Annotated in this window: 18 protein-coding genes and 1 pseudogene; 18 read left to right on the top strand and 1 reads right to left on the bottom strand. The window is 48.2% G+C overall.

Annotated features, from left to right (window positions below):
* Nucleotides 1–151: 151 nt before the first annotated feature.
* Nucleotides 152–1,232 (bottom strand): peptide chain release factor 2 gene (prfB, locus tag ACYVBJ_RS26650; RefSeq protein WP_460985338.1). Its coding sequence is split into 2 segments (ribosomal slippage): nucleotides 152–1,171 and nucleotides 1,173–1,232, totalling 1,080 coding nucleotides; the frame shifts between segments, so codons are not numbered across the junction.
* A 228-nt stretch (nucleotides 1,233–1,460) separates the two neighbouring features.
* On the opposite strand from prfB, the gene lpdA reads away from it, so the two are divergent.
* The 18 genes and pseudogenes from lpdA (at nucleotide 1,461) to rplR (ending at nucleotide 11,620) form a co-directional block, all read left to right on the top strand.
* A complete protein-coding gene (gene lpdA, locus ACYVBJ_RS26645) occupies nucleotides 1,461–2,861 on the top strand; it encodes a dihydrolipoyl dehydrogenase (protein WP_460985337.1) in 1,401 nt (466 codons plus the stop codon).
* A gap of 439 nt (nucleotides 2,862–3,300) precedes the next feature.
* A complete protein-coding gene (gene rplC / locus ACYVBJ_RS26640) occupies nucleotides 3,301–3,921 on the top strand; it encodes a 50S ribosomal protein L3 (protein WP_460985336.1) in 621 nt (206 codons plus the stop codon).
* Nucleotides 3,922–3,924: 3 nt separating this feature from the next.
* Nucleotides 3,925–4,554, top strand: a complete 630-nt coding sequence (gene rplD, locus ACYVBJ_RS26635) for a 50S ribosomal protein L4 (protein WP_460985335.1) — start codon at nucleotides 3,925–3,927, stop codon at nucleotides 4,552–4,554.
* Nucleotides 4,555–4,558: 4 nt separating this feature from the next.
* Complete coding sequence (rplW, locus tag ACYVBJ_RS26630; protein WP_460985334.1) at nucleotides 4,559–4,846, top strand: 50S ribosomal protein L23; 288 nt, start codon at nucleotides 4,559–4,561, stop codon at nucleotides 4,844–4,846.
* A gap of 29 nt (nucleotides 4,847–4,875) precedes the next feature.
* Nucleotides 4,876–5,700, top strand: coding sequence for a 50S ribosomal protein L2 (gene rplB / locus ACYVBJ_RS26625; protein WP_460978345.1), 825 nt, complete (start codon nucleotides 4,876–4,878; stop codon nucleotides 5,698–5,700).
* 9 nt (nucleotides 5,701–5,709) lie between these two features.
* Nucleotides 5,710–5,988, top strand: a complete 279-nt coding sequence (gene rpsS, locus ACYVBJ_RS26620; RefSeq protein ID WP_020600951.1) for a 30S ribosomal protein S19 — start codon at nucleotides 5,710–5,712, stop codon at nucleotides 5,986–5,988.
* 87 nt (nucleotides 5,989–6,075) lie between these two features.
* Nucleotides 6,076–6,468, top strand: coding sequence for a 50S ribosomal protein L22 (gene rplV, locus ACYVBJ_RS26615; protein ID WP_460985333.1), 393 nt, complete (start codon nucleotides 6,076–6,078; stop codon nucleotides 6,466–6,468).
* A gap of 3 nt (nucleotides 6,469–6,471) precedes the next feature.
* The gene (gene rpsC, locus ACYVBJ_RS26610; RefSeq protein WP_460978346.1) at nucleotides 6,472–7,359 is read left to right on the top strand and encodes a 30S ribosomal protein S3; all 888 of its coding nucleotides are present in this window, start codon (nucleotides 6,472–6,474) and stop codon (nucleotides 7,357–7,359) included.
* Between the two features lie 97 nt (nucleotides 7,360–7,456).
* On the top strand, nucleotides 7,457–7,888 hold the full coding sequence (gene rplP, locus ACYVBJ_RS26605; RefSeq protein WP_381526260.1) for a 50S ribosomal protein L16: 432 nt from the start codon (nucleotides 7,457–7,459) through the stop codon (nucleotides 7,886–7,888).
* A 21-nt stretch (nucleotides 7,889–7,909) separates the two neighbouring features.
* Nucleotides 7,910–8,104, top strand: a complete 195-nt coding sequence (gene rpmC / locus ACYVBJ_RS26600; RefSeq protein ID WP_460985332.1) for a 50S ribosomal protein L29 — start codon at nucleotides 7,910–7,912, stop codon at nucleotides 8,102–8,104.
* A 138-nt stretch (nucleotides 8,105–8,242) separates the two neighbouring features.
* Nucleotides 8,243–8,491: pseudogene (gene rpsQ, locus ACYVBJ_RS26595) on the top strand (30S ribosomal protein S17); the annotation flags it as partial.
* 3 nt (nucleotides 8,492–8,494) lie between these two features.
* Nucleotides 8,495–8,863 carry a 50S ribosomal protein L14 gene (gene rplN / locus ACYVBJ_RS26590; protein WP_164034777.1) on the top strand — a complete coding sequence of 123 codons (369 nt, stop codon included), beginning with the start codon at nucleotides 8,495–8,497 and terminating at the stop codon, nucleotides 8,861–8,863.
* Nucleotides 8,864–8,866: 3 nt separating this feature from the next.
* The gene (gene rplX / locus ACYVBJ_RS26585; protein ID WP_460985331.1) at nucleotides 8,867–9,226 is read left to right on the top strand and encodes a 50S ribosomal protein L24; all 360 of its coding nucleotides are present in this window, start codon (nucleotides 8,867–8,869) and stop codon (nucleotides 9,224–9,226) included.
* A gap of 21 nt (nucleotides 9,227–9,247) precedes the next feature.
* Entirely contained in the window at nucleotides 9,248–9,805 is a 558-nt protein-coding gene (rplE, locus tag ACYVBJ_RS26580; protein WP_460978349.1) for a 50S ribosomal protein L5, read from the top strand.
* 9 nt (nucleotides 9,806–9,814) lie between these two features.
* Complete coding sequence (gene rpsN / locus ACYVBJ_RS26575; RefSeq protein WP_077919287.1) at nucleotides 9,815–10,084, top strand: 30S ribosomal protein S14; 270 nt, start codon at nucleotides 9,815–9,817, stop codon at nucleotides 10,082–10,084.
* 91 nt (nucleotides 10,085–10,175) lie between these two features.
* Complete coding sequence (rpsH, locus tag ACYVBJ_RS26570; protein WP_460978350.1) at nucleotides 10,176–10,574, top strand: 30S ribosomal protein S8; 399 nt, start codon at nucleotides 10,176–10,178, stop codon at nucleotides 10,572–10,574.
* Nucleotides 10,575–10,587: 13 nt separating this feature from the next.
* Nucleotides 10,588–11,145, top strand: a complete 558-nt coding sequence (gene rplF, locus ACYVBJ_RS26565) for a 50S ribosomal protein L6 (RefSeq protein ID WP_460985330.1) — start codon at nucleotides 10,588–10,590, stop codon at nucleotides 11,143–11,145.
* A gap of 121 nt (nucleotides 11,146–11,266) precedes the next feature.
* Entirely contained in the window at nucleotides 11,267–11,620 is a 354-nt protein-coding gene (rplR, locus tag ACYVBJ_RS26560; protein ID WP_460985329.1) for a 50S ribosomal protein L18, read from the top strand.
* Nucleotide 11,621 lies beyond the last annotated feature (1 nt).

The raw sequence follows: 11,621 nt of genomic DNA, 5'->3' as shown, positions 1-11,621 counted from the left end.
CTGTACCAGCGTACTAACAAGATTAAAAGGATTTATAAGACTCATTTGTTGAATAGCAATAACCCGTTTGTTTAAACAAACGTTGGCTAACCTAAATCGGATTTCTCTAACAGAATCCTGTAAATCCTTCTAATCTTGTTGAAATCCCGGTTCAAACATCCTGCTCCAGCAAGAACGCTTTAATAAATGGGTCAAGATCGCCATCGAGCACGGCATCCGTGTTAGATGTTTGATGACCCGTTCGGTGATCCTTCACACGCCGATCGTCAAGTACGTAAGACCGGATTTGGGAGCCCCACTCAATTTTTTGCTTCCCCGCTTCGACCTCGGCGCGGGCAGCGTTACGTTTCTGAACTTCTATTTCATAGAGCTTTGATTTCAACAGGCGCATCGCCACTTCTTTGTTCTGAAGCTGACTACGTTCCTGCTGACACTCAATAATTAGCCCTGATGGACGGTGACGTAACCGGACGGCCGTTTCTACCTTGTTCACATTTTGGCCACCCGCGCCCCCAGACCGGAACGTATCCCAATCAATGTCGGCGGGATTAACGTCAATTTCAATCGTATCATCCACTAACGGATAGGCAAACACCGATGCAAAAGACGTGTGCCGCCGGGCATTCGAGTCAAAGGGCGATACGCGTACAAGCCGGTGTACTCCGTTTTCCGATTTCAGGAAACCATAGGCCAATGGTCCGTCAACTTCGATAGTCGCTGACTTGATGCCTGCTGTATCACCTTCCTGATAATCGACCTGCTTAAGGCTATAGCCGTGTTTTTCTGCCCAGCGCATATACATCCGATAGAGCATGTCGGCCCAGTCCTGACTTTCCGTACCACCCGCGCCAGCGTTTATTTCGAGCACCGCACTAAGCTGATCTTCTTCATTGCCAAGCATTTTTTTAAGTTCAAGGTCTTCTAAAGTATCGGTCACTTTGCGACCTTCCTCGTCCACCTCTTCTTCCGTTACGTCGCCCGCTTCGTAGAACTCAAACAGGGTTTCAAGGTCGCCAAACTGGCCGTTCAATTTATCAAAGCCGCTAATCCAGCCTTTCAGGCCACGCACCTGCTTCATTACGCCTTCTGCCCGAGCGGCATCACTCCAGAATTCAGGCTGAAATGTTTGTTGCTCCAGCTCAGCTAGCTGCTCTTTCTTGGTGTCGTAGTCAAAGATACCCCCTCAAGGCCTCTACTCTGGCCCTCAAGTCGTTCAACTGGTCGGTTGTCATGAACTTGTCGTTACTGGTTTATGGTAAAAGAATGCAAAGATAGAACAAAAGAAGGCGGGTAAGAGGTTTGGCTCCGGTATCAACTTTTCAGTCTACCTTTGCGTTTCAAAATTGATAGCCATTACGTAGCCATTGAATTAAGTTATTAATTGTCATTGGTTGATTAAAACCAGGAACGACAATCAACGACTACGTAATGTCCACCTAATGACTAACTAAATCAAACTAATGGCTTCACAGTACGATGTAATCGTTGTGGGTAGCGGTCCAGGCGGTTACGTAGCCGCGATCCGGGCGTCGCAATTGGGTATGAAAACGGCCGTCATTGAGCGCGAGAGCCTCGGCGGCATCTGTCTCAACTGGGGATGTATCCCAACAAAAGCCCTGTTAAAATCAGCGCAGGTTTTTGAATACATTAAGCACTCGTCCGATTATGGTATTACCATCCAGGGTGAGTCGCAAGCCGATTTTGGAGCTGTTATTAAGCGGAGCCGGGGCGTTGCCGACAGCATGAGCAAGGGCGTCCAGTTCCTGATGAAAAAGAACAAAATCGACGTCATCAATGGCGTGGGTAAAGTGAAGCCCGGCAAAAAAGTAGATGTGACCAGTGGCGATGGAAAATCCACGGAGTACGAGGCAAAGCATATCATCATTGCTACTGGAAGCCGTGCTCGTCAACTACCAGCCGCCCCTTACGACGGTGAAAAAATCATTGAGTACCGGAAGGCAATGACGCTCGAAAAGCGCCCTGACTCCATGCTGGTGATCGGTTCGGGAGCCATTGGTGTTGAGTTCGCTTACGTCTACGCCAGCATGGGCACCAAGGTGACAATTGTTGAGTTCATGCCAAACATTGTACCCGTTGAGGACGAGGAAATCTCGAAAGAACTCGCTAAACAGTACAAGAAGTTAGGCGTAGAGGTATACACCAAAGCCGAAGTGACAAAAGTGGATACGAGTGGCCAGGGCTGTAAAGTGTTCGTGAAGACGCAGGATGGTGAGAAAACCTTCGATGTTGATATTGTTTTATCAGCTGCTGGTATTGTCGCTAACATCGAAAACATTGGGCTGGAAGAAGTAGGGATAACCGTTTACCGGGGTAAGATCGTTACGGATGATTATTACCGGACCAACGTAGAAGGATACTACGCCATTGGCGACGTAACGAAAGGGCAGGCGCTGGCACACGTAGCATCCGCTGAAGGAATCATCTGTATAGAAAAGATTGCCGGACTGCCGCACGTTGAACCACTTAACTACAACAATATTCCTGGCTGTACGTATTGCACACCCGAAATTGCGTCGGTTGGCTATACCGAAAAAGCGGCTCGCGAAGCGGGTTATGAGTTGAAAGTGGGCAAATTCCCCTTCACTGCTTCAGGCAAAGCTAAAGCGTCGGGTACGCCAGAGGGATTCGTGAAAGTAATCTTCGACGCCAAGTACGGTGAATTTCTGGGCGCTCACTTCATTGGCAACAACGTAACAGAAATGATTGCTGAGGTTGTAGCCGCTCGTAAACTCGAAACGACGGGCGAAGAGATACTCAAAACGGTTCACCCGCACCCAACTATGTCGGAAGCGATAAAAGACGCAACTGAAGCTGCTTACGGAGAAGCAATTCACCTGTAATGTACTTTAACTTTTGAGGACGATCAGCTGTCAGTTTAATCCGGCGCGAATTGAACTGACAGCTTTTTGGTTAAATTAAAAGAATCGGCAAATTAGTTTTAAATAAATTTTCTGATTCTTGTTATTATTTCTTACTTTTGCACTCCCAAACTCGGAGTGTAATACAACAACATACGAGGATGAAGGTCCGCTATGGTTTACATAACCTGGTAGAAACCACATCTGACTTTTCGGCAAACAGACCTTGCAGTATAAAGGTATTGTTGCTATGTAAGGTCAGGTGCAGCGCGCCCGGCCTTTTTTTATGTCGTTTATTGAGCCTGATTGATAGGCAGATATAGGAATCATCCGACAATCTCCCTACCTTTGCGGCCCGATTCGGAAGGTCCGAAATGGGAAGAGTACCTAAATTTTACCTGCTTACTTTAAACAAACACAGATGTCTGGTTTAATTGGCAAGAAAATCGGGATGACCAGCGTGTACAATGCGGACGGGCAGGCTCTGGCATGTACAGTGATTCAAACAGGTCCCTGTGTCGTAACTCAAGTTCGTAGCGTCGAGAAAGACGGCTACGCGGCTGTGCAACTGGGTTTCGGCGAAAAGAAAGAAAAGCACACCAACAAGCCGGAGTTAGGCCACTTCAAGAAAGCTGGCACTACGCCGAAGCGCAAACTCGTTGAATTCAAAGAATTTGACAAAGAGTTTAACCTTGGTGAAACGCTCACGGTAGCCGATGTATTCACGGAAGAAGATTTCGTCGATGTTGTCGGAACAGCCAAAGGGCGCGGTTTCCAGGGCGTTGTGAAGCGTCATGGATTTGGCGGGGTTGGCGGTCAAACGCACGGCCAGCACAACCGGGGTCGTCACCCCGGTTCGATTGGCGCCTGTTCGTTCCCTTCGCGGGTGTTCAAAGGTCTGCGCATGGCCGGTCGTATGGGCGGCAACCGCGTGAAAGTGCAAAACCTGCGCGTTCTACGTGTTATGCCTGAGCAAAACCTGCTCGTTGTTAGCGGTTCGATTCCAGGAGCCAAAAATTCATACGTTATTATCGAGAAATAGGCCATGGAAGTAATCGTATATAACAGCAAGGGCGAGGACACAGGCAAGAAGGTCACCCTTCCGGAAGAGGTTTTCGGTATTGAGCCGAACCAACACGCGATTTATCTCGACGTGAAACAATACCTGGCTAACCAACGCCAGGGAACGCACAAAGCAAAAGAGCGTGCCGAAAATGCGCACTCGACTCGTAAGCTGAAGAAGCAAAAAGGTACAGGTGGTGCTCGTGCCGGTAGTGCTAAATCACCCGTATTTGTTGGTGGTGGTACCATTTTCGGTCCCCGTCCCCGCGACTACAGCTTCAAGTTAAACAAGAAAGTTAAATCGCTGGCGCGCAAATCAGCATTAGCTGTTAAAGCGCAGGCTAATAACATTTCGGTAATCGATACCATTGCTCTCGAAGCTCCCCGAACGAAAGATTACATTCAGTTTTTAAGTGCCCTGAACGTAACCGGTCGTAAGACCCTTCTCATTCTGTCAGATGTAAACGCGAACGTTGTTTTGTCGAGCCGGAATGTGGAGAAAGCAAAGGTCACCACCGCTTCACAGGTTAACACCTATGATCTGATGAATGCTGACCAGCTGCTGATTAGCGAAGAGGCTTTGTCAACCATCCAAACGCTGTTCGACAAATAATATCATGAGCGTACTGAAACGACCAATCGTCACTGAAAAGATGACGGGCCTTAACAAGCAGGGGAAGTATGCTTTTGAGGTTGAGCTACGAGCCAACAAGCTCGAAATCGGCAAAGCCGTTGAAAAGATGTACGGTGTCAACGTTGAGTCTGTGCACACACTGCGGTCGCTGGGCAAAAAGCGTAGCAAGAACATTAACGGACGCGTTGTAACGGGTAAAACCCCAACTACCAAGAAAGCAATCGTAACGGTTGCAGAAGGCGAAGTAATTGATATCTACGCTGATCTGTAAACTAACATTGCTCTACCAATTATTCAGTCATGGGAGTTAAAAAACTAAGACCAATAACGCCAGGTACCCGTTTTCGCGTGGCACCTGACTTTGCGGAACTAACAGCCTCCAAGCCAGAGAAAAGCCTGCTGGAGCCCATCAAGAGAACCGGTGGCCGAAATAACGAAGGTCACCGCACTATGCGCTACATTGGTGGAGGTCACAAGCGGCACTACCGCATTATTGACTTCAAGCGCGACAAAGTCGGCCAACCTGCCGAAGTTTTGACTGTTGAATACGATCCCAACCGTTCAGCACGTATCTCACTGGTACAGTACGCTGATGGTGAGAAGCGTTATATCATCGCTCCTCAAGGTATTACCGTTGGTCAGACCGTTATGTCTGGCGAAGGTGCTACACCTGACGTAGGTAACGCTATGCCGTTAAATGCGATGCCAATCGGTACGATTGTTCACAACATCGAACTGACACCTGGTAAAGGTGGTGCTATGGCTCGCTCGGCTGGTACGTACGCTCAGTTAGTAGGTCGCGAAGATAAGTATGCTATTCTGCGTCTTCCTTCTGGCGAAACCCGCCGGGTGTTGAGCGTCTGCGTTGCTACGGTAGGTTCTGTGTCGAACCCTGATCACATGAACGTTGTGATGGGTAAAGCCGGTCGGAACCGTTGGTTAGGAATTCGCCCACGTACTCGGGCCGTGGTCATGAACCCTGTCGATCACCCGATGGGTGGTGGTGAAGGCCGGGCATCTGGTGGTCACCCCCGTTCGCGTAATGGCCAGTTCGCTAAAGGTCAGAAGACCCGCAAGAAGAATAAGGCATCGAATAGCATGATTATTAGCCGACGCAAAAAGTAACAGATAACAATGGCACGTTCACTTAAAAAAGGCCCATATATTGATTTTCGTCTGGACAATAAGGTACAGGCGCAAAACGAATCGGGTAAGAAATCGGTCATCAAAACCTGGTCGCGTCGTTCGATGATTTCGCCAGATTTTGTAGGCCACACGTTTGCTGTTCACAACGGCAACAAGTTTATTCCGGTTTACGTCACTGAGAATATGGTAGGCCACAAGCTAGGTGAGTTTTCACCAACGCGCAACTTCCGGGGGCACACCGCAAAGAAAGACAAGGGCAAACGATAAACTAAAGTTGTCTGGTTGTAAAGTCATAAAGTTGGCTTCGCTGATGAACACTCTACAACTGTACGACTTTACAACTCACAGTTTCAAATGGAAGCAGTAGCAAGACTTAGAGATGTGCCCACGTCACCCCGTAAGATGCGGTTGATCGCTGACTTAATTCGTGGTCAGCGCGTTAGCCGGGCGTTGGGTTTATTAAAGTATCAGCCGCAAGCCGGTGCCGCCGTATTGCAGAAAGTGCTGTTGTCGGCAGTTGCCAACTGGCAGCAAAAGAATGAAGATGAGCGCATTGAAGATGCCGATCTGTACGTAAAAACGATTTTTGTGGATGGCGGTCCGATGCTGAAACGGCTACGTCCTGCTCCCCAGGGTCGTGGTCACCGGATTCGCAAGCGGTCAAACCACATTACTATTGTGGTTGATAGTGTAGCTCAGACAGCATTGACTCAGGTAGAAGAAACCACCCCTGAAAACGAACAATAAGAAATGGGACAAAAAATAAATCCAGTTGGCCTACGACTTGGCATTGTTCGGGGCTGGGAATCGAGCTGGTACGGTGGTAAAGAATTTTCGGACAAACTTGTTGAAGACGAGAAAATCCGTAAATACGTAGCTGCCCGTATTCCAAAAGGCGCTATCGCCCGCGTAGTTATCGAGCGTACGTTGAAGCGCGTTACGTTGACCATTCACACGGCGCGTCCAGGTATTGTCATCGGTAAAGGCGGTGGCGAAGTGGATAAAATCAAAGAAGAGCTAAAAAAGATCACGGGCAAAGATGTCCAGATCAATATTTTCGAGATTAAACGCCCTGAAATCGATGCTAAACTGGTTGGGGAAGCAATTGCCCAGCAGTTACAGGCTCGTATTTCATTCCGCCGTGCCATGAAGCAGGCCATTCAATCTGCGATTCGGGTGGGTGCACAAGGCATTAAAGTAAAAGTATCCGGTCGTCTGGGTGGTGCTGAAATTGCTCGTTCAGAACAGTACAAAGAAGGTCGGGTTCCGCTTCACACCCTCCGCGCTGATATCGATTACGCTATTTCGGAAGCACAAACTGTCTATGGTAAAATCGGCATCAAGGTGTGGATTTTCAAAGGCGAAGTATACGGTAAGCGTGATCTGTCACCAGCAGCTATGATGAGCCAGGCGCAGGCCGGCGAACGTACTGCCAGTGCAAACGATCGTGGAGATCGCCGTGGTCCTCGTGGTGATCGCGATGGTAACGACCGTGGCGGCCGTGGCCGTGGTGATCGTGGTGGAAATGACCGTGGCGGTAACAATCGTGGTGGTGGCCAGGGCGGCAACCGTGGCGGTGGTAATAACCGCGGTGGTGGCCAAGGTGGTAACCGTGGCGGTGGAGGACCAAGACGATAAACGAGTTTCGGTTTTCAGTTTGCAATGTCGAATTTCTCTTGATAACGGCTTGTTAAACTGAAAGCCGCTAACTGCAACATGTAGACTTCTTACAAAGATGTTACAGCCAAAAAGAACAAAATTCCGTAAGCAGCATAAAGGGCGGATTCCAGGTATTGCCTCTCGCGGCCATGAAATCGCCTTCGGTACGTTCGGTATAAAATCCTTGGAGCCAGGTCGGATTACCGCTCGCCAGATTGAAGCCGCTCGTATCTCCGTAACGCGGGCAATGAAACGTGAAGGCCAGGTTTGGATTCGCATTTTCCCCGATAAGCCGATTACTAAAAAGCCAGCCGAAGTACGGATGGGTAAAGGTAAAGGTGCTCCCGAATATTGGGTAGCTGTAGTGAAGCCCGGCACGATTATGTTCGAAGCAACGGGCGTTGATTTAGCAACGGGTATGGAAGCCCTGCGCCTTGCCGCTCAGAAGTTGCCAGTTCGGACCAAATTTGTGGTTCGGCGTGATTATCAGGAGCAAGGCGACGAGTAGTATCCTTAAGCGACGAACAAGATGAAAAAAGAAGATTTAAAAGGATTGTCAGCTGATGAGCTCCGCACGGAGATCAGTGCCGAGCAGGACCGACTGTTGAAGTTAAAGTTTGCTCATGCGGTATCTCCCATTGAAAACCCAATGCGCATTCGTGAGAGCCGTAAACGGATTGCTCGTATGCACACGGAATTGACGGTTAAATCGGCACAAGCCTAATAAGATACGACAATGGAAGAGCAACAAGCACCAGCACCGCAGGCAGAAGAACAAGCTCCGGCGGTTGCAGCAACAGAACAGCCGCAGGTAGCCGCCACTGCAACTCCTACAACAGGTGATGCAAAACCGGCGTCAGAGCGGAACGCTCGGAAGGAGCGTGTTGGAAAGGTGACTAGCAACAAGATGCAGAAAACGATCACGGTAGCCATTGATCGTAAAGTAAAGCATCCCTTGTATGGCAAGTTCCAGCACAAAACAAAGAAGCTGACAGTTCACGATGAGAATAATGAATGCGGTATCGGTGATACGGTTCGCGTAATGGAAACTCGTCCGCTGAGCAAGAATAAACGTTGGCGTTTAGTCGAAATCATCGAAAAAGCAAAGTAAGCCATGGTACAGCAAGAATCTAGGTTAGGTGTAGCCGATAACAGTGGCGCTAAAGAAGTGCTGGTTATCCGCGTCTTGGGTGGTACGGGCAAGCGGTATGCGTCAGTCGGTGACAAGATTGTCGTAACGGTTAAGCAAGCGCTGTCATCCAGCAGCATGAAGAAGGGTACGGTATCGAAAGCCGTTGTCGTCCGTACGAAGAAAGAAATACGTCGTAAAGATGGTTCATATATTCGCTTTGAAGACAACGCAGCCGTATTGCTTAATAATAACGATGAGCCACGTGGCACCCGGATTTTCGGTCCTGTAGCCCGTGAGTTGCGCGAGAAGCAGTTCATGAAAATCGTATCGTTAGCCCCAGAGGTACTGTAAATAATGGAGAAGAAAATAACGCTGCCGAAACATAAATTCCACATCAAAACGGGCGATACGGTTCTCGTGATTGGTGGAAACTCAAAAGGCCAGCGCGGGGTTGTGAAAGAAGTAATTGTGGAGAAAGATCGTGCTCGGGTCGAGGGCGTCGCCATTATTACTAAACACACGAAGCCGACTGCTTCAAACCCGCAGGGAAGCCTGGAAAAAACGGAAGGGTCAATCCACATTAGCAATCTGCAATTGATCGATCCTGCTACGGGCGAGCCGACTCGCACAGGCCGTAAGTTGAACGATAAAGGGAAGCTGCAACGCTTCTCGAAGAAGACAGGTAATTTCGTTCCTGACTCGTTCCGTAAGTAACACTAAGAAAGGTCTAATAAGATGGCAACGCCAAGACTGAAAGAAAAATATGTAAATGAGGTTGTACCTCAGTTGAAGGACAAGTTCCAGTATAAGTCGGTTATGCAAGTACCGCGTCTGAGCAAAATTGTCATCAATAAAGGTATAGGAGCCGCAGTCGCTGACAAGAAGCTGGTAGACGTAGGCGTTGAAGAGCTTACAACCATCACAGGTCAGAAAGCTATTCCTACTTTATCGAAGAAAGCGGTATCTAACTTCAAACTGCGGGAGAAAATGCCTATTGGTGCGAAGGTAACGCTGCGCGGTGAGCGGATGTATGAGTTCCTGGATCGGTTGACGACGGTTTCGTTACCACGAGTACGGGATTTCAAAGGCATTAGCGATAAAGGATTTGACGGGCGTGGCAACTACACCTTCGGGGTACAGGAGCAAATCATCTTCCCTGAAATCAGCATTGATAAAGTAGCTCGTATATCGGGAATGGACATCACATTTGTGACAACAGCCTCGACAGATAACGAAAGCTATGAGCTGCTGAAAGCAATGGGTATGCCGTTCGCAAACGCTGGAAAAAAATAACCAACCAACATGGCAAAAGAATCAATCAAAGCACGAGAACGGAAACGTGAAGCGCTGGTAGCCAAATATGCTGCAAAGCGGGCCGCTCTGAAAGCCGCAGGTGATTATATTGGACTGGATAAACTGCCCAAAAATGCATCGCCTGTACGGTTGCACAACCGTTGTAAGTTAACGGGTCGCCCCCGCGGATATATGCGCAAGTTCGGTATCTCACGGGTTACGTTCCGCGAGATGGCATCAGCAGGTAAGATTCCAGGCGTAACTAAGGCAAGCTGGTAAGTTCCAGAGGCCATTTCCATTTGTAATTCAGTTTCCGTAATTTTGCGAACTTTCTTGGGAACAGGGGTTTGCAAGTAACGCAACGCTAAGAATGAATACAGATCCAATAGCAGATTTTCTGACTCGAATCAGAAACGCTATCCGGGCTAAGCACCGGGTTGTGGAAATTCCTGCTTCCAATATAAAGAAAGAGATTACCAAAGTTTTGTACGACAAAGGCTACATTCAGAACTATAAGTTCGATGACAGCACTCCACAGGGCATTATCAAAATTGCCTTGAAGTACAATCCAACAACGAAGCAACCTGCGATCGTTGACCTACAGCGGATCAGCCGTCCTGGTCTACGTCAGTATCGGGGAGCCGATCACCTGCCACGTATTCTGAACGGCTTAGGTGTAGCCATCATCTCAACTTCTAAAGGTGTGATGACAGACAAAGAGGCTAAGACGTTGAACGTCGGGGGTGAGGTATTATGTTACGTATATTAACCCGAACTGAACGATGTCACGTATAGGTAAGAAACCCATCACCCTGCCCAGCAACGTTACGTTGTCTATCGACGATCAGAACATCGTCACTGTAAAAGGGCCAAAAGGTACGCTGACCCAATCAATTGATCCGGATATTTCGGTTGCGGTTGAAGGTGGTCAGATTCAGGTGAGCCGTCCTACCGAGCAGAAACGGCACAAGGCCCTGCACGGTTTGTATCGCTCGTTAGTGAATAACATGGTCACTGGCGTAAGTGAAGGCTTCAAATTGGATCTAGAAGTAATCGGGGTTGGTTATAAAGCTTCTGTAACGAACAATGTTCTAGAGCTGCAACTCGGTTACTCTCACAACGTATATGTTGCTGTTCCAGCAGAAGTTAAAGTAACTGCTGTTACCGAGAAAGGACAGAATCCCAAAGTTTATCTTGAAGGATCGGATAAGCAACTTTTAGGCGATGTAGCTGCAAAGATTCGTTCACTGCGTAAAGTAGAGCCTTACAAAGGTAAAGGTATTCGTTTTGTGGGCGAGCAGGTTCGCCGGAAAGCTGGAAAGTCTTCATCGAAGAAATAAGGTCTTTATTTGTCATTGATTGTTGTTGGTTGGTGAGTGATTACTTAAGCGAATAATGATCAATGACTAAACTGACCACTACTTAAATTTTAAATCGCCTATTTGGTCGGAATCAAATAACATGGCAACGAATAAACAAGAAAGAAGACAGCGGATCAAGTTTGGTATCCGGGCAAAGGTTTCCGGAACAGCTGAGCGTCCTCGACTGTCAGTTTTTCGCTCGAACAAAGCAATTTATGCACAATTAATCGACGACGTTGCTGGCAATACGGTAGCATCTGCCTCGTCGGTTGAGTTGAAGAGTGAGATAGAAGGTAACACTGTTGAAACCGCGAAAAAGGTTGGACAACGGTTAGCTGAAAAAGCAGTTGCTAAAAATATCAACGCCGTCGTGTTTGATCGCAACGGCTACTTGTATCACGGTAAAGTAAAAGCATTGGCCGACGCAGCCCGCGAGGGTGGCCTTAAGTTCTAAG

This window comes from Spirosoma fluminis (assembly GCF_054778895.1).
This window is presented reverse-complemented; position numbering and strand designations above follow the sequence as displayed.